The organism is Streptomyces sp. NPDC104096, assembly GCF_055584385.1.
In genome coordinates, this window is record NZ_JBVJMD010000021.1 from 86,873 (window position 1) to 103,052 (window position 16,180).

The 16,180-nt window shown below is 71.8% G+C and carries 16 protein-coding genes and 1 tRNA gene; 7 read left to right on the forward strand and 10 right to left on the reverse strand.

The window, feature by feature from the left end:
* Nucleotides 1-14 precede the first annotated feature (14 nt).
* The 3 genes from ACZ60B_RS22230 to ACZ60B_RS22240 all read right to left on the reverse strand — a co-directional run bounded on the left by ACZ60B_RS22230 (nucleotide 15) and on the right by ACZ60B_RS22240 (nucleotide 2,672).
* Nucleotides 15-746 carry a nucleotidyltransferase family protein gene (locus tag ACZ60B_RS22230; protein WP_152893137.1) on the reverse strand — a complete coding sequence of 244 codons (732 nt, stop codon included), beginning with the start codon at nucleotides 744-746 and terminating at the stop codon, nucleotides 15-17.
* Nucleotides 747-853: 107 nt separating this feature from the next.
* The gene (locus ACZ60B_RS22235; RefSeq protein WP_469389503.1) at nucleotides 854-1,312 is read right to left on the reverse strand and encodes a hypothetical protein; all 459 of its coding nucleotides are present in this window, start codon (nucleotides 1,310-1,312) and stop codon (nucleotides 854-856) included.
* 223 nt (nucleotides 1,313-1,535) lie between these two features.
* Nucleotides 1,536-2,672, reverse strand: a complete 1,137-nt coding sequence (locus ACZ60B_RS22240) for an ABC transporter ATP-binding protein (RefSeq protein WP_469389505.1) — start codon at nucleotides 2,670-2,672, stop codon at nucleotides 1,536-1,538.
* 218 nt (nucleotides 2,673-2,890) lie between these two features.
* Here ACZ60B_RS22240 and ACZ60B_RS22245 point away from each other — a divergent pair.
* Nucleotides 2,891-2,964 (forward strand) — tRNA-Thr (locus tag ACZ60B_RS22245).
* Nucleotides 2,965-3,023: 59 nt separating this feature from the next.
* Here ACZ60B_RS22245 and ACZ60B_RS22250 read toward each other — a convergent pair.
* Nucleotides 3,024-3,503 carry a GNAT family N-acetyltransferase gene (locus ACZ60B_RS22250; protein WP_469389507.1) on the reverse strand — a complete coding sequence of 160 codons (480 nt, stop codon included), beginning with the start codon at nucleotides 3,501-3,503 and terminating at the stop codon, nucleotides 3,024-3,026.
* 297 nt (nucleotides 3,504-3,800) lie between these two features.
* On the opposite strand from ACZ60B_RS22250, the gene ACZ60B_RS22255 reads away from it, so the two are divergent.
* Nucleotides 3,801-4,475: a rhomboid-like protein gene (locus ACZ60B_RS22255; RefSeq protein ID WP_469389510.1), complete on the forward strand. Its 675-nt coding sequence runs from the start codon at nucleotides 3,801-3,803 to the stop codon at nucleotides 4,473-4,475.
* Nucleotides 4,472-5,878 (forward strand): NAD(P)/FAD-dependent oxidoreductase, encoded by a 1,407-nt coding sequence (locus ACZ60B_RS22260; protein WP_469389512.1) that lies wholly within the window; start codon nucleotides 4,472-4,474, stop codon nucleotides 5,876-5,878. The genes ACZ60B_RS22255 and ACZ60B_RS22260 overlap by 4 nt, the downstream gene beginning before the upstream one ends.
* A 109-nt stretch (nucleotides 5,879-5,987) precedes the next feature.
* Here ACZ60B_RS22260 and ACZ60B_RS22265 read toward each other — a convergent pair whose 3' ends face one another.
* Entirely contained in the window at nucleotides 5,988-7,490 is a 1,503-nt protein-coding gene (locus tag ACZ60B_RS22265) for an MFS transporter (RefSeq protein ID WP_469389514.1), read from the reverse strand.
* A gap of 56 nt (nucleotides 7,491-7,546) precedes the next feature.
* On the reverse strand, nucleotides 7,547-8,527 hold the full coding sequence (locus ACZ60B_RS22270) for a zinc-binding dehydrogenase (RefSeq protein WP_469389516.1): 981 nt from the start codon (nucleotides 8,525-8,527) through the stop codon (nucleotides 7,547-7,549).
* Nucleotides 8,528-8,750: 223 nt separating this feature from the next.
* On the opposite strand from ACZ60B_RS22270, the gene ACZ60B_RS22275 reads away from it, so the two are divergent.
* A complete protein-coding gene (locus ACZ60B_RS22275) occupies nucleotides 8,751-9,473 on the forward strand; it encodes a pentapeptide repeat-containing protein (RefSeq protein ID WP_469389518.1) in 723 nt (240 codons plus the stop codon).
* A gap of 63 nt (nucleotides 9,474-9,536) precedes the next feature.
* Here the strand turns inward: ACZ60B_RS22275 and ACZ60B_RS22280 are convergent, their stop codons facing one another.
* Entirely contained in the window at nucleotides 9,537-10,037 is a 501-nt protein-coding gene (locus tag ACZ60B_RS22280; RefSeq protein WP_469389520.1) for a hypothetical protein, read from the reverse strand.
* 37 nt (nucleotides 10,038-10,074) lie between these two features.
* Here ACZ60B_RS22280 and ACZ60B_RS22285 point away from each other — a divergent pair, with 37 nt between their 5' ends.
* On the forward strand, nucleotides 10,075-11,478 hold the full coding sequence (locus ACZ60B_RS22285; protein WP_469389522.1) for a M1 family metallopeptidase: 1,404 nt from the start codon (nucleotides 10,075-10,077) through the stop codon (nucleotides 11,476-11,478).
* 63 nt (nucleotides 11,479-11,541) lie between these two features.
* On the opposite strand, the gene ACZ60B_RS22290 is transcribed toward ACZ60B_RS22285, so the two are convergent.
* Both ACZ60B_RS22290 and ACZ60B_RS22295 read right to left on the reverse strand, forming a co-directional pair.
* Entirely contained in the window at nucleotides 11,542-12,060 is a 519-nt protein-coding gene (locus tag ACZ60B_RS22290) for a GNAT family N-acetyltransferase (protein WP_469389524.1), read from the reverse strand.
* Between the two features lie 95 nt (nucleotides 12,061-12,155).
* Nucleotides 12,156-12,731 carry a TerD family protein gene (locus ACZ60B_RS22295; RefSeq protein WP_469389526.1) on the reverse strand — a complete coding sequence of 192 codons (576 nt, stop codon included), beginning with the start codon at nucleotides 12,729-12,731 and terminating at the stop codon, nucleotides 12,156-12,158.
* A gap of 170 nt (nucleotides 12,732-12,901) precedes the next feature.
* Here ACZ60B_RS22295 and arfB point away from each other — a divergent pair, with 170 nt between their 5' ends.
* Nucleotides 12,902-13,339 carry an alternative ribosome rescue aminoacyl-tRNA hydrolase ArfB gene (arfB, locus tag ACZ60B_RS22300; protein ID WP_152895549.1) on the forward strand — a complete coding sequence of 146 codons (438 nt, stop codon included), beginning with the start codon at nucleotides 12,902-12,904 and terminating at the stop codon, nucleotides 13,337-13,339.
* Nucleotides 13,340-13,359: 20 nt separating this feature from the next.
* Here the strand turns inward: arfB and ACZ60B_RS22305 are convergent, their stop codons facing one another.
* Nucleotides 13,360-13,953: a flavin reductase family protein gene (locus tag ACZ60B_RS22305; protein ID WP_469389528.1), complete on the reverse strand. Its 594-nt coding sequence runs from the start codon at nucleotides 13,951-13,953 to the stop codon at nucleotides 13,360-13,362.
* Between the two features lie 459 nt (nucleotides 13,954-14,412).
* On the opposite strand from ACZ60B_RS22305, the gene cdgB reads away from it, so the two are divergent.
* The gene (gene cdgB / locus ACZ60B_RS22310) at nucleotides 14,413-16,071 is read left to right on the forward strand and encodes a diguanylate cyclase CdgB (protein ID WP_469389531.1); all 1,659 of its coding nucleotides are present in this window, start codon (nucleotides 14,413-14,415) and stop codon (nucleotides 16,069-16,071) included.
* Nucleotides 16,072-16,180 lie beyond the last annotated feature (109 nt).

Genomic DNA, 16,180 nt, shown 5'->3' on the forward strand with positions numbered 1-16,180 from the left:
TTCCGGGAGGCCTCTCAGCGGCCCAGAGCGGCCAGTTCACGCGCGGCCTCGGTCAGGTCCTTCGCCGTGTCGATCGCCCGCCAGTAGGCGCCCTGCGGGATCGGGAAGCCCGCCAGGCGGCGTTCGCGCGCCAGATGCGGGAACGTGGTGCGCTCGTGGTCGCCCCGCGCGGGGAGCAGATCGGCGAACTCCGGGGAGAAGACGTAGACGCCCGCGTTGATCTCGTTCGTCGTCGGCGGGGCCTCGATGAAGTCGGTGATGTGGCCGAAGCCGTCGGTCTTCACCGCGCCCCAGGGGATGCGCGGGCGGGCCAGGGCGAGGGTCGCGACGGCGTCGCGCTCGGTGTGGAAGTCCGCCATGTCGCGCAGCGAGAAACGGGTCCAGATGTCGCCGTTCGTCGCGTACCAGGACCGGTCAGGGTGCGGGAGACGGGCGGCCGCGTACTTCAGACCGCCACCGCGGCCGAGCGGCTCGGTCTCGACGACCGTCGTGACGTTCACCGGCAGGTCGGCCGAGTCCAGCCACTTCTGGAGGACGTCGGCGAGGTGGCCGCAGCTGACCACCACGTCCGTCACGCCCTCCTCGGCGAGCCAGACGAGCTGATGGCCGATGATCGGCGTCCCCGTGCCGGGGATCTCCACCATCGGCTTGGGCCGGTCGTCGGTGTAGGGGCGCAGCCGGGAACCCTGGCCCCCGGCCAGGATGACGGCTTGCGTGGGGCGGGACGCGGCGTGCGGATCGGTCATGCCCGAACTGTACGCGGCGCCCCGCCCGGGGCCCGGACCGGCGATCGGTCCTCGGCCGGCCGTCACCGGCCGCCCGCCGCGCGGGGCGGCCGGCCGCGGGGTCGGGTTCAGCTGTGGCCGGCCGCCACCCCCGACGCGAAGGAGGTGTCGCAGACGGGGCGCGCGTACGACTGGGCCCGCGGGGCGCCGTAGATGCGCACCGCGGCACGGCCCAGGGCGCGGGCGATGGAGACGCAGTGCTCGGCGAGCGACGGGTGGCCGTTGACGGCCTCCTGGAGGTGCGTGAGGACGACGCCCGGGTCCTTGTCCTGCAACTGGGTCAGCAGCCGGTCGCGCAGCAGGTCCTGCGGTGCGCGGACCACGGAGCGCGAGGCGCCGCCCGCGGTGGAGACGTCGGACGCGGTGAGCACCGAGTTCGAGGGGTTCCCCGACCAGTTGACTCGGGTGACCGCGAGGGTCCCGGAGAGCACCAGGACGACGGGCAGGACGAGGGCGAGGGTGCGGCCGATCCGGCGGGCGGGGCCCCGGTGGTCGCGTCGCGGCTGTTGGGAGGTGGAGTGCTTCACGCGTGTGAGGGTAGCGCCCGGTAATGATTTGGCGACATTTAGTCACCGGTTCGGGGGATGAGAAAGCTCCTCTTTTGGGGTAGGGGGTTGACGTACATCACTCGAAAAGGGTGTTTTGCCGGGGTATTCGGCGGCAACGAAAAGGGCCCCGCGGTGGTGCGCGGGGCCCGGTTCGTCAGCCTGGGTGAATCATCCGGGAGTTGCCGTCCCGGGCGGTGTGCGGTCAGTCGGTGAGGCGCTCGCCCGTGGAGGTGGAGAACACGTGGATCTCGCCCGGCCGCGGCACGACGTGCAGCTGCGCGCCCTTGTCCGGCACCTGACGGCCGCCGACGCGGACCACCAGGTCCTTGACCTCGCCGCTGACCTCGGCCGCGCCGTAGACGTAGCCGTCGGCGCCGAGCTCCTCGACGACGTTCACGGAGACCGCGAGACCGGCCGGGGCGTCCTCGGTGTCCTTCGACAGCGAGGAGGCGGCGGCGCCGTTGTGCTCGACCACGTCGAAGTGCTCGGGGCGCACGCCGACGGTGACCGTGCGGTCGCCGCGGTCGGCGGCGGCCTTCAGCGCCTCGCGGTTGACCGGCACCACGCTGTTGCCGAACTTCACGCCGCCGTCGGTGATCGGGACCTCGACCAGGTTCATCGCCGGGGAGCCGATGAAGCCGGCCACGAAGAGGTTGGCGGGCTTGTCGTACATGTTGCGCGGGGAGTCGACCTGCTGGAGCAGACCGTCCTTGAGGACCGCCACGCGGTCGCCCATCGTCATGGCCTCGACCTGGTCGTGGGTGACGTAGACGGTCGTGATGCCCAGACGGCGCTGGAGCGAGGCGATCTGCGTACGGGTCGACACACGGAGCTTGGCATCCAGGTTGGACAGCGGCTCGTCCATGAGGAAGACCTGCGGCTCGCGCACGATGGCGCGGCCCATGGCGACACGCTGGCGCTGACCGCCGGAGAGCGCCTTCGGCTTGCGGTCCAGGTACTCGGTCAGGTCGAGGATCTTCGCGGCCTCCTCGACCTTCTGCCGGATCTCCGCCTTGTTGACGCCGGCGATCTTGAGCGCGAAGCCCATGTTGTCGGCGACCGTCATGTGCGGGTACAGCGCGTAGTTCTGGAACACCATCGCGATGTCCCGGTCCTTGGGCGGCAGGTGGGTGACGTCACGGTCACCGATGCGGATGGCGCCGGCGTTCACGTCCTCGAGCCCCGCGAGCATCCGGAGCGAGGTGGACTTGCCGCAGCCGGACGGACCGACCAGAACGAGGAACTCGCCGTCCTCGATCTCGATCTCGAGTGCGTCTACGGCGGGCTTCTCGGAACCCGGGTAGATCCGGGTCGCCTTGTCGAACGAGACAGTGGCCATGGTGAATGGGCCCCCTTCTACCGGCAGGAACGTGCCGGACGATCCGTTGTAGGAAGGTGGTTGGTGTAGTCCACACGAGTGAACCGGTTCTGGACGCTACCTCCCGGCCACCCGATCTGTCAGTACCCGGACGACTGTGAACTTCGCGGAAATTTTCGACGGAGAGCCCCCGCGACGTGGGTACACTGCACGGGCACGTGCGTCCGGCGCACGCGCACGCCTCCTTAGCTCAGCTGGCCAGAGCACCGCTCTTGTAAAGCGAAGGTCGTCGGTTCGAATCCGACAGGGGGCTCCGGAAGAGCCCAGGTCAGACGATTCTGACCTGGGCTTTCGGCGTCTGGGGGCGCGGGGCTACTCCTGGGTCCCCAGCTTGGTCAGCGCCTCGTCCGTCAGGCGGTACGTCGTCCACTCGTCCTGGGGAAGGGCGCCGAGCGAGTCGTAGAAGTCGATCGCGGGGCGGTTCCAGTTCAGGACCGACCACTCGAGGCGCTGGTAGCCGCGCTCCACGCAGATGCGGGCGAGTTCCGTCAGCAGGGCCTTGCCGTGGCCCGCGCCGCGGGCCATGGGGCGGACGTACAGGTCCTCCAGGTAGATGCCGTGGACGCCGCGCCAGGTGGAGAAGTTCAGGAACCACAGGGCGAAGCCGACCGTCCCGCCGCCGGCGTCGTCCTCGGCGACGAGGGCGAAGGCGGCGGGGCGCTCGCCGAACAGCGCCTCGTGGAGCTGCTCCGGTGTGGCCCGGGCCTCCTGCGGGGCCTTCTCGTACTCGGCGAGTTCACGGATCAGGCTGTGGAGGACGGGGACGTCGGCGGGCACGGCGGTACGGATCATGTCCGCGAGCCTAGGGCCTGTCCGGCGGATCAAGTCGCAGCAAAGCAACGGTGCCGTATCGGCCCAGGCGAGCGGGGTCTGGCGCGTTCAGCTGCAAGGCGGAGGAGGGAGTCGACGCGGTGGGGGCACCTCCCGGCCGAAGGCTGGGGGACGTCGGCGAGTGACGACAACGCCGCAGATGGGCGTGTCAGACCCCGCGTCTGCGGCATGATCCGCCGGACAGGCCCTGATGCCGCCGACGTTTTGTTCGGAATGTCGATCACGCTCCGGACGGTACCGACGTGTGTGAATCGGCTCATGCGAATCAGCGGAGGCGAGGCCCTGCGCCGGGTGCGGGCGTACGTGCGCAGCGCGCCCGGTACGTACGTGTGGCTGGCGATCCTGTTCGTCACCACGGTCGCCCTGCACCACATGTCGCCGGAGTTCGAGGAACAGTTCCTGCGGCAGCGGTCGACGAACCTCCACGAACTGTCGGACAACCCGGTGCGGGTGCTGATCGCCAGCGCCATGTGGATCGCCGGCGGGTTCTGGTGGCCGTACGTCGTGCTGTACTCCGTCTTCCACGCGCAGGCCGAGCGCTGGCTGGGCACGCTGCGCTGGCTGGCGGTGTGCGTGGCCGCGCACGTACTGGCGACGCTGATCAGCGAGGGCGTGCTGCTGCGGGCGATCCGGGACGGGATGGCGCCGCCCTCGGCGGTCGACACCCTCGACGTGGGCGTGAGCTACGCGCTGGCGGGGGTGGTCGCGGTGCTCACCTACCGGATCGCCGCGCCCTGGCGGTACGCGTATCTCGCCGTCGTGCTCGTCTGGTACGGGGTCCCGCTCGTGGTCGGCCGCACCTTCACCGACGTCGGACATTTCGTCTCGGCGCTGATCGGGCTGGCCTGCTTCCCGCTGACCGGAGGGCGCGGGAAAAGCACGGAATCCGAAGGAGACAGTGGCCGAGTACAGGGGTTAACGTCCCGGACATGAACAACTCGGGCGGCAGCGTCGTGAACGGCGGCATCTCGTTCTGGTACGCGGACGACGGTCTTCCGGCGCGGCGGGAGCCGCTGGCCGGGGACGCCTCCGCGGACGTCGTGATCGTCGGGGGCGGGTACACGGGCCTGTGGACCGCGTACTACCTGAAGAAGGCCGCTCCGTTCCTGCGGATCACCGTCCTCGAACAGAAGTTCTGCGGGTACGGCGCCTCGGGCCGCAACGGGGGCTGGCTGTACAACGGCATCGCGGGCCGCGACCGGTACGCGAAGCTGCACGGGCACGAGGCGGCCGCGCGGTTGCAGCGGGCCATGAACGACACCGTCGACGAGGTCGTCCGGGTCGTCGCGGACGAGGGCATCGAGGCGGACGTCCACCGGGGCGGGGTGCTGGAGGTCGCGCGCACGCCGGCCCAGCTCGCGCGGCTGAAGGCGTTCCACGCGGGGGAACTGGCGTTCGGCGAGAAGGACCGGGAGCTGTACGGCGCCCGGGAGACGGCCGAGCGGATACGGGTCGCGGACGCGGTCGGTTCGACCTGGACGCCGCACGGGGCGCGGGTGCACCCGGTGAAGCTGGTCAAGGGGCTGGCGGCCGCCGTGGAGGCGCTGGGCGTGACCCTGCACGAGTCGACGCCGGTGACGGAGATCCGGCCGAAGCACGCGGTCACCCCGTACGGGACCGTCCGCGCACCCTATGTGCTGCGCTGCACGGAGGGGTTCACCGCCTCGCTGAAGGGGCAGCGCCGGACCTGGCTGCCGATGAACTCCTCGATGATCGCGACCGAGCCGCTGACGGCCGCGCAGTGGGAGTCGGTGGGCTGGGACGGGCGGGAGACGCTGGGCGACATGGCGCACGCGTACATGTACGCGCAGCGCACCGCCGACGGCCGGATCGCGCTGGGCGGGCGGGGCGTCCCGTACCGCTTCGGGTCGAGGACCGACAACGACGGACGGACCCAGGCGGCGACCGTCGAGGCGCTGCGCGGGATCCTCGTGGACTTCTTCCCGACGCTGGCCGGGGTACGGGTCGAACATGCCTGGTCGGGTGTGCTGGGCGTGCCCCGTGACTGGTGCGCGACGGTCACCCTGGACCGGTCCTCGGGGCTCGGCTGGGCGGGCGGTTACGTCGGTTCGGGCGTCGCCACCGCCAACCTCGCGGCCCGCACGCTGAGCGATCTCGTGCAGCAGGACTCCGGCCAGGGCGGGCGCACGGAGCTGACGGAGCTGCCGTGGGTGGGCCACAAGGTCCGCCGGTGGGAGCCGGAGCCCTTGCGGTGGCTGGGCGTGCAGGGGATGTACGCCACCTACCGGGCGGCGGACCGGCGCGAGCGGGAGACGCACGGCGCGCGGTCCTCCCGGCTGGCCCGGATGGCGGACCGGGTGGCGGGGCGCCACTGAGGCCTCGGGACGGCGCTGAGGCCTCGGGACGGCACCGGGGCGGCGCGGGACGGCGCTGAGGCGGCCGTCGGTCGTCCTGGCGGGGCGCGGGGCCGGCCGCGCGGGCCGGTCAGGCCGCCGACTCGGGGACCGGCGCCCGCGCCGGGAGCTCGCGGGCGGGCGGCTTCGCCGTCACCATCAGGCCCGCGACCAGGCCGGCCAGCAGCATGATGCCGGCGGCCCACCAGATGGCGACGGTGTAGCCGTGGACGATGCCCTCGCGCACGATCAGGTCCTTCTGGGCGGGGTTGCGCAGATGCGCCGTGATGTACGCGGCGCCGCTGGTGGTGGCGACGGTGTTGAGCAGGGCCGTGCCGATGGAGCCGCCCACCTGCTGCGAGGTGTTGACGGTGGCCGAGGTGACGCCGGCGTCGCGGGGGGCGACCCCCGCGGTGGCGGTGGAGAACACCGGCATGAAGGTCAGCCCCATGCCGAGGCCCATGAGGACCAGCGCGGGCAGGATCTCGGTGGGGTAGGAGGAGTCGACCGTCATCCGGGTGAGCACGAGCATGCCGCTCGCGGCCAGGACCATGCCGGGGACCATCAGCATCCGCGGGGCCACGCGCGGCAGCAGCCGGGCGGATATCTGGGTGGAGCCGATGATGATCGCGACGGTCAGCGGCAGGAAGGCCAGGCCCGTCTCCACGGGCGAGTAGCCGAGGATGACCTGGAGGTAGTAGGTCATGAACAGGAACAGGCCGAACATGCCGATGACCGCGAGGGCCATGGTCAGGAAGCAGCCGGCCCGGTTGCGGTCCCGGACGATGTGCAGGGGCAGCAGCGGTACGGGGGCCCGGCCCTGCCACCACACGAAGGCCGCGAGGAGCGCGACGCCCACCGCGAACAGCGTCAGGACCAGCGGGTCGGTCCAGCCGCGCGGGTTCGCCTCGCTGAACCCGTAGACGACCGAGACGAGGCCGCCGCAGCCGAGCAGCACACCGGGGACGTCCAGGCGGGCACCGGCGTGGCCGGGGCTGTCGCGCAGCAGGACGACGGCGCCGAGGACGGCGACGATCGCGATGGGCACGTTGACGTAGAGGCACCAGCGCCAGTTCAGGTACTCGGTGAGCAGTCCGCCGACGATGAAGCCGATCGCGGACCCGCTGCCGGCCAGGGCGCCGTAGATGCCGAAGGCCTTGCCGCGTTCCTTGGGGTCGGTGAAGGTCGTGGTGAGGAGGCTGAGCGCGGAGGGGGCCAGGAGGGCGGCGAAGGCGCCCTGGAGGGCGCGGGCGCCGAAGAGCATCCCGGAGCCGGTGGCCGCGCCGCCGAACGCGGAGGCGGCGGCGAAGCCGACGAGACCGATGACGAACGTGCGCTTGCGGCCCACGATGTCGGCGACGCGGCCGCCGAGCAGGAGCAGACCGCCGAAGGCGAGGGTGTACGCCGTGATGACCCACTGGCGGTTGCCGTCGGACATGCCCAGCGCGCGCTGCGCGGAGGGGAGCGCGATGTTCACGATCGTCGCGTCCAGGACGACCATGAGCTGGGCGAGCGCGATCACCACCAGACCCCACCAGCGGCGCGGGTCCGCGTCCAGGGAGGTGGTGGTCTCACCCGTCCGGGGGCCACTCATCTGGCCAGAAGACCATGGTTCGGCAGGGGTCGCATCTCGGTGTGCGCCGTGCCCGGTCATGGCTCCAGGACCACCTTTCCGATCGTGTTCCGGGTTTCCAGGGCGCGGTGTGCGGCGGCGGCCTCGGCAAGCGGAAAACGCTGTACGACGGGGGTGAGGCGGCCGGCGGCGGCCTCGGCGAGGGCACGCAGTTCGAGGGTGCGCAGCGGATGGGGTCCGCCGGTGCGGCGGGTCATGGCCGGGCCGAGGACCTGTTCGGAGACGCCCTCGACGAGGAGGGCGCCGCCGCCTCGCAGGAGCTGCGACGACCAGCCGAAGACGAGGTGCCGGCCGCCGGGGCCGAGCAGCGCGACGGCCTCGCGGGCGACCTCGCCGCCGACACCGTCGAAGACGACGGTCACCGGGCGCCCGCCGAGGTGGGCGCGGACCTTGCCGGGCCAGGCGGGGTCCGTGTAGTCGACGGCGAGGTCGGCGCCGGACGCCCGCACCCGGGCCACCTTGCGCGGGCCGCCCGCGAGGCCGACGACGGTGGCGCCGGCGTTCCGGGCGTACTGCACGAGCAGGCTGCCGATGCCGCCCGCGGCCGCCGGGACCAGGACGACCGAGTCGGGGCCGAGGTCGGTGGACTGGACGATCCCCATCGCCGTACGCCCGCTGCCGATCATGGCGACGGCCTGGGCGAAGTCCAGGTTCGCGGGGATCTCGTGGACGCGGTCGACGTCGGTGACGGCCAGTTCGGCGTAGCCGCCGGGGGCGAAGCCGAGGTGCGCGACCACGCGTCGGCCGAGCCAGTGGTCCGCGACGCCCTCGCCGAGGGACTCGACCGTGCCGGCCACCTCGCGGCCGGGGACGGTGGGCAGGGCGGGCAGCTCGGGCAGCGGGCCGCGGAATCCCTCGCGCAGGGTGGTGTCGAGCAGGTGGACGCCTGCCGCGGCGACGGCGACGCGCAGTTGACCGGGGGCGGGCAGCGGGTCCTCGACCTGCTCGTGGACGAGGTTCTCGGCGGGACCGAAGGCGTGGAGCCGGATGGCGTGCATGGGGACTTCCCGTCGGGGTCTGGGCCGGAGGCGGGTTCGAGTCCGAGGTCGGGTTCGAGTCCGAGGTCGGATTCGGGGCCGAAGGCGGGCTCGGGGCCGAAGCGGGTTCGGGGGCGGGGCAGTGGCCCGGGGCCCACTCTTCGACCTCGATCGCACTTGAGGTCAAGGGGCGGCGGTGGTGAGGGTCGTCCGGGATGTCAGTGGCGCGGTGCAGGATGGGGGCATGGCGAGGACAGGTGCGGGCGGGGCGGGCAGGGCAGCCGGGCGGAGCGGGTCCGGTACGGCGGGCGGCTCCCGGCGCGCGGGCGCGCGGCGGCCGGAGGTGCGGCTGCCGCCGCTGGAGCCGTACGGCGGGGGCGCTCTGGAGCCCGACGGGGACTACGACGGGCTGGAGTTCGGGCCGGAGGACTTCACCGGCCAGGACGGCGCGGGCGCGCGTTTCATGGACTGCGCGCTGAACGGCTGCGCGCTGGACGAGACGCGACTGCACCACGCCCGGATCCTGGACTCGGTCCTGACCGGCATCCGGGGTGTCGGCACCGACCTCGCCGAGTCGACGCTGCGGGACGTGGAGCTGGTGGACGCGCGGCTGGGCGGGGTGCAGCTGCACGGTTCGGTGCTGGAGCGGGTGGTGGTCAGGGGCGGGAAGATCGACTACCTCAACCTGCGCAAGGCCCGGCTGAAGGACGTCGTCTTCGAGGGCTGCGTCCTGGTCGAGCCGGACTTCGGGGGTGCCCGGCTGGAGCGCGTGGAGTTCGTGGACTGCGCGCTGAAGGGTGTGGACTTCGGCGCGGCGACCCTGACGGACGTGGACCTGCGCGGGGTCGCCTCGCTGGAGATCGCGCGCGGGGTGGACCGGCTGCGCGGAGCGGTGATCAGCACGGGGCAGCTGCTGGATCTGGCACCGGTGCTGGCGGCGGAGTTGGGGATCCGCGTGGAGGGCTGAGGGCTGAGGGCCCGGGGGCCGGAGGGCCAGGGGCCGGGGCGGCGCCGGGCGGCCGGTGCGGGCTCAGCCCAGCCGGGGGAAGCGGGCCTGGAGGGTCCAGATCGCCGGGTTCTCGCCCAGGTCGTCGTGCAGGTCGACCAGGTCGGCGATCAGGTCGTGCAGGAAGTCCCGTGCCTCGCGGCGCAGTTCGGTGTGGGAGAAGGTCAGCGGGGGTTCCTCGGCCGGCATCCAGTCGGACTCGATGTCCACCCAGCCGAAGCGGCGCTCGAAGAGCATGCGGTCGGTGGACTCGGTGAAGTCCAGTTCCGCGTGCTGCGGGCGGGAGGCACGGGAGCCCGCCGGGTCCTGGTCGACGCGCTCCACGATGTCGCACAGCGCCCACGCGAAGTCGAGCACCGGCACCCATCCCCAGGCTGTGGACAGCTCCCGGTCCTTCTCGGTGTCCGCCAGATAGACGTCACCGCAGAACAGGTCGTGCCGCAGCGCATGGACGTCCGCGCGGCGGTAGTCCGTCTGGGGCGGGTCCGGGAAGCGGTTGGAGAGGGCGTAGCCGATGTCGAGCACGTGAATGATGGTGCCACGCCCTCATAGGATCGCTGACATGTCCCGATCCGCGCCTGTCGTGCCCGCGTTGGTGCTCGCTCTCGTCCTCGCCGCGTGCGACGGCGGTGGGGTCCAGGGCACGCCGGGCGGCGCCGGAGCGCGCGATCCGTACTTCCCGAAGGCGGGCAACGGCGGCTACGACGTCACCCACTACGACCTGCGGCTCGCCTACGACCCCGGCAGCCGCCGGCTCACCGGCACCGCCGGCATCACGGCCCGCGCCACCCAGGACCTCTCCGCCTTCGATCTGGACCTCAAGGGTCTGGACGTCCGGGCGGTCACCGTCGAGGGCGAGACGGCGCGCTGGAACCGGGCCGGGCAGGAGCTGACCGTCCGCCCGCCCGACGTCCTCCGCGACGGCGAGACCTTCCAGGTCGCGGTCCGCTACGCGGGCACCCCGGTCACCCTCACCGACCAGGACGGCTCGAAGGAGGGCTGGCTGCCCACCACCGACGGGGCGCTCGCGCTCGGCGAGCCCGCGGGGTCCATGACCTGGTTCCCCGGCAACCACCACCCCTGCGACAAGGCGACGTACGACATCGCCGTCACCGTGCCGAAGGGCCTGACCGCGGTCTCCAACGGGGAGCAGGCCGGTGAGACCACCGCGGGCGGCCGGACCACCTTCAGGTGGCACACGGCCGAACCCATGGCGAGCCATGTCGCCACGGTCGCCATCGGCCGCTACGAGGTCGGCCGCTCCACCGTCGCCGGCGCCCTGCCCGCGTACGTCGCCGTGACCCCGGACCGCGCGAAGGAGAGCCGCGCCGTGCTGGCGAAGCTCCCGGAGGTGATGGAGTGGGCCGAGACCAACTTCGGCCCGTACCCGTTCTCCTCCACCGGGGTGATCGTCGACCGTCAGGACGAGGTCGGCTACGCCCTGGAGACCCAGAACCGGCCGGTCTTCCCCGGTGTCCTCGACGTCGACACCCTCGTCCACGAACTCGTCCACCAGTGGTACGGCAACTCCGTCACCCCCAGGACCTGGCGGGACATGTGGCTGAGCGAGGGCTTCGCGACCTACGCGGAGTGGCTGTGGCAGGAGGACCAGGGCGGCGACAGCGCCCAGGACACGTTCGACGCGCTCTACGACGGCGACTACTTCGACACCGCGGAGGCGGACGCGGCGATCTGGGCGTTCCCGCCCGCGAAGCCGTCCGGCGCGGCGCACATCTCCGACCCGCCCGTGTACTGGCGTGGCGCGATGGTCCTTCAGAAGATCCGGCAGACCGTCGGCGACGACACGTTCTACGACATCGTCCAGGGCTGGGCGGCCGCCCACCGCCACGCCAACGCGGACACGGCGGAGTTCACTGCGTACGTGGAGAGCCGGGCGCCGGACAAGGACTTCGGCGCGATCTGGCGGGACTGGCTGTACGGGGACGGCAAGCCGGCCCACCGCTGACCGGACCCACCCCGGAACGGCACGGAACGGGCCGGACCGGACCCGGGCCGTCCCGGAACGGCCCTAACCCCGCAGCGGCTTGCGCAGCACGGTGCAGGGGCGGCCGAGTCCGCGGTCGCGGCGGCGGCCGAGGACCTCGTAGCCGAGGGCGGTCCAGAAGGCGAGGCCCTCGGGGTTGGCGTCGAGGACGGCGAGGCGCACGGCGCTCCGCCCGGCGGCCCGGAACCGTTCCTCGACGGCCGTCGCCAGCTCGCGCCCGTGTCCCTGGCGCCGCTCCCGCGCGTCCACCAGCAGCAGCCCGATCCACGGGTCCGGGTCGGCCGGGTCGGGATGGCGGTCCAGGGTCACGACGACCCCGACGAGCCGTCCCTCGCTGCGGGCCAGGGACACCTCCGCGCCCGGCTGGGCCAGTTCGTCCGCGAGCGCCGCCGCCACCTGCTCCGGACGGATGTCGTCCGGGTCGGGGAACTCGCCGCTGAGGGCGTGGAAGGCCCGGGCGGACGCGTAGAGCGCGGTCAGCTCGGTGAGCAGGGGACCCGGGATGTCGTGGTCGGGGGTGAGGGCGAGCGGATCGAGGCGCATGGCCGCAGGGTAGTCGGGCGGTCCCGGGGATCTCCGTACCGAGAACGCCGAAGCCCCCGGCCGGTCGGACGGGGGCTTCGCGCGGGCGGTGCGGATCAGACGTTCACACCGAAGTCCTGGGCGATGCCCACCAGGCCGGAGGCGTAGCCCTGGCCGACGGCGCGGAACTTCCACTCCGCGCCGTTGCGGTACAGCTCGCCGAAGACCATGGCGGTCTCGGTCGCCGCGTCCTCGGAGAGGTCGTAGCGCGCGATCTCGGTGCCGCCGGCCTGGTTCACGATGCGGATGTAGGCGTTGCGGACCTGGCCGAAGTTCTGCGAGCGGTTCTCCGCGTCGTAGATGGAGACCGGGAAGACGATCTTGTCGATGTCGGCGGGCAGACCCGCGAGGTTGACGTTGATCGCCTCGTCGTCGCCGGCGCCCTCACCCGTGCGGTTGTCACCGGTGTGGACGATCGTGCTGTCCGGGGTCTGCTTGTTGTTGAAGAAGACGAAGTGGGCGTCGGAGTAGACCTTGCCCTGGAGGTTGACCGCGATGGCCGAGGCGTCGAGGTCGAAGTCGGTGCCCGTGGTGGTGCGGACGTCCCAGCCGAGGCCCACGGTGACGGCGGTCAGGCCCGGAGCCTCCTTGGTGAGCGAGACGTTGCCACCCTTGGACAGGCTTACAGCCATTGTTGGGAGTCCCTTCCCTCGTTGCGTACACGGCTTCGTACGGCACGAAGCTACCGCTACCCCTATGAACGTCGTGAGACGTACCCGAGGTTCCAGGTGTCTTTACTTTCTTTACCGATGTCCTGGATGCCGGGATATTCGGGTGACGTGAGCCGGACATACGCGCGACCATGGACGGCATGTCCGGTCCTTATGTCGTCCGCGGCTCCGTCTCGCTCCCCGAGGCCGAGCTCATGTGGCGTTTCTCGCGGTCGTCGGGGCCAGGCGGCCAGCACGTCAACACCAGTGACTCGCAGGCGGAGCTGCGCTTCGACCTGGCCGCGACGAAGGCGCTGCCCGAGGTGTGGAAGCAGCGGGCGCTGGAGCGGCTGGCCGGCCGGCTCGTCGACGGCGTCGTGGTCGTACGCGCCTCCGAGCACCGCTCCCAGTGGCGCAACCGCGAGGCCGCCGCCGTACGTCTGGCGGCGCTGCTCGCGGAGGCCACCGCGCCGCCGCCCAAGTCGCGTCGGCCGACCCGGATCCCACGGGGCATCAACGAGCGGCGGCTGCGGCAGAAGAAGCAGCGCTCGGACACCAAGCGCGGCCGGTCCGGCCGGGACTGGACCTAGTACCGCACCTGGTACCGCGCCTAGTCCAACTGCCGGTAACGGCCGCGGAAGTACAGCAGGGGCCCGCCGTCCGCGCTCGGCACCCGGGCGGTCAGCACCCGCCCGATCACCAGTGTGTGGTCCCCCGCGGCCACCCGCTGCTCGGTACGGCATTCCAGGGTCGCCAGCGCGCCGTCCAGCAGGGGCGCGCCGGAGACCTCGCCCCGTACGTACGGGAGGTCCGCGAACAGCAGCCGGTCGCTGATCCGGCCCTTCATCGCGAACCGGCCGGCGATGTGCCGCTGGCCCTCGGTGAGCACGGAGACCGCCCAGCAGGGCTGCTCGTCCAGGAGGTCGTCCATCCGGCCGCCGGTGCGCAGGCTGACCAGCACCAGGGGCGGGTCCAGGGACACCGACAGGAAGGCCGTCGCGGTCATGCCGACGTCCTCACCGCCGGGGGCCGTGGGGTCGTCGGGGTCGAGCGGCGGCTCCTGCGCGGTCACCAGGACCACGCCCGCGGCCAGCCGGGCCATCGCGGCGCGGAACTCGTCGTTGCTCACCCCCTCAGCATGCCCGGCGGCGGGAGCGGGGGAGGCGGAGAGCGGGGAGGGCAGGGCGGGCGAAGTCTTCAGCACGCCGGAAACGCTAGTCTCCGCTCCGCGGGCGGCACATCGGCCCTCGGTCCGAGTGGGGACCTACGACCGCGGACCGAGTCGACGCCGGAACCGGCCGTACGGCAGGCTGCGGGGCGGGCTGCAAGTCCGGTGGAAGAAGGGCCGCAAGCGGGGCTGCAAGAGAGCTGCAAGACGGGCCGCACGTCTTGCGGACAGGGCCCGATCACGAGATCGACAGTGGGCACCTTGCGCATCCTGTTCACAGGCTTACATAGTTTGCGTTCAGAAAAAGCACGGGAGAAATGCAGAAACTCTACTGAATTGTTCAGCTTCTGCTGTGACTTGAGTCACAAGAGCCATTAATTGTTGACCCTGTGTACCGAGTGGGCAGCGCGCTGTGATTCAGTGACGGGGAAGCTGCAAGGACGTACGCCGAAGACAACCCTTGATTCGCTGCGAAGTCTCGGGGGGAGGGCGAGCATGGAGACCGAGTCGGAGCCCTATGTCCGTCTTGCGTCCCTGAGACAGCTGCACCAGGTCATGGCGGACATGAACACCGCCCGAAGCCTGGCCGACACGTTGCAGACTGTCGCGGAGGGCGTGGTGACCGCCCTCGGGTACGAGCTGGCGTGTGTGAACCTCGTCCGTCCCGACGGCGACCTCGTGGTCGCCGCCTTCGCCGGCAACCCGGCCGCCGAGGCCCTCATCACCGGCCGCGTCGGCTCGCGCGACTCCTGGGAGCGCCGCCTGAGCATGGGCGAGACCTGGGGCGAGCTGGTCTTCATATCCCACACCGAGGGCTGGGTCCTCGACGACGACGACGTCCCCCAGTGGTACACCGACGGGCCCGCCCCCCGCTTCGAGGACGAGTGGCACCCCTCAGACCGGCTGTTCGCGCCGATGTTCACGCCCGCCGTGCCGGGCGGCTCCAGCGGCGAACTGATCGGCGTGCTGTCCGTGGACCGGCCGCGCAACGGCCGCCGGCCCGGCGCGTGGGGGCGCGAGGCGCTCCAGATGTATGCGTTCCAGGCCGCCATCGCCATTAGCAACGCGCGTCTACGTGCAAATATGCAGCGCGCGCTGGTCCGTCTCGAGCGGGATCAGCAGGCCCTGCGGGCCAGCGAGGAGAGCTTCCGGCAGGCCTTCGAGTACGCCCCCTCCGGCATGGCCATCGCCGAGATGGGCGGCGAGCAGCACGGCCGGATCCTGCGCACCAACGACGCCCTGTGCCGGCTGCTGGGCCGCCCGGCCTCCGCGATGCGCCGCTACTCCTTCTCCGACCTCGTCCACCCCGAGGACATAGGCACCCTGCTGCGCACCTCGGCCGAGGGCGGGCGGGCCGAGCTGCGCCTGGGCCGCCGGGACGGCACCTACGTCTGGGTCTCGCTGCGCAACAGCGTCGTCGCCGACGCCGCCGACGGGCCGCGGTTCCTGCTCACCCACGTCGAGGACATCGAGGAGCGCAAGCGCCGCGAGCTCCATCTCGCCCACCGCGCCTCCCACGACTCACTCACCGGGCTGCCGAACTCCGCCGAACTGCGGGCCAGGCTGGGCTCCCGGCTCTGCCGGCGCCCGCAGTCGGGGCACCCCGCGGCGCTCGACGCCCACGACGCGGCCTTCGGGCACGCCGCGTTCGACGCCAACGGCCACGGCTTCGACTTCCGGCCGGGCGCGGAGGCGTACGACGGCTTCGACCACCATGTGCACACCGCCGCCCCCGAGGCGGGCGAGGACGACGGCACCAAGGGCCTCGCGGTCCTCTTCTGCGACCTCGACGGCTTCAAGTCCATCAACGACCGGTTCGGGCACAACGCGGGCGACGCGGTGCTCATCGAGGTCGCGCGGCGGCTCAGCCGTCAGGTCCGCGACGGTGACACGGTGGCCCGGCTCGGCGGCGACGAGTTCGTGATCCTCGCCGACGGGCTCGGCCGGGCCGACGCCGAGGACCTGGCCGTACGGCTGCGCAACGAGATCATCCAGCCGATCCGGGCCGAGGGGCGGGCCGTTCGGGTGGGCGCCAGCTTCGGTATCGGCTGGGCGCACTGCGGAATGACCGCGGACGAGGTCCTGAAGTCAGCTGACGAACGGATGTACGTCGAGAAACGATCTCGTCCCAAACAGCACAGACGCGCAGGATGATGTGCAGGTCATCGGGTTGATGCGGCCCGAGTCACCTGTTCGGGCCATCAGAAGCGGGTAGGCTCGCCATTCTCCACTCGTATAAGAACGTGTACCGCATCCGCCCCGC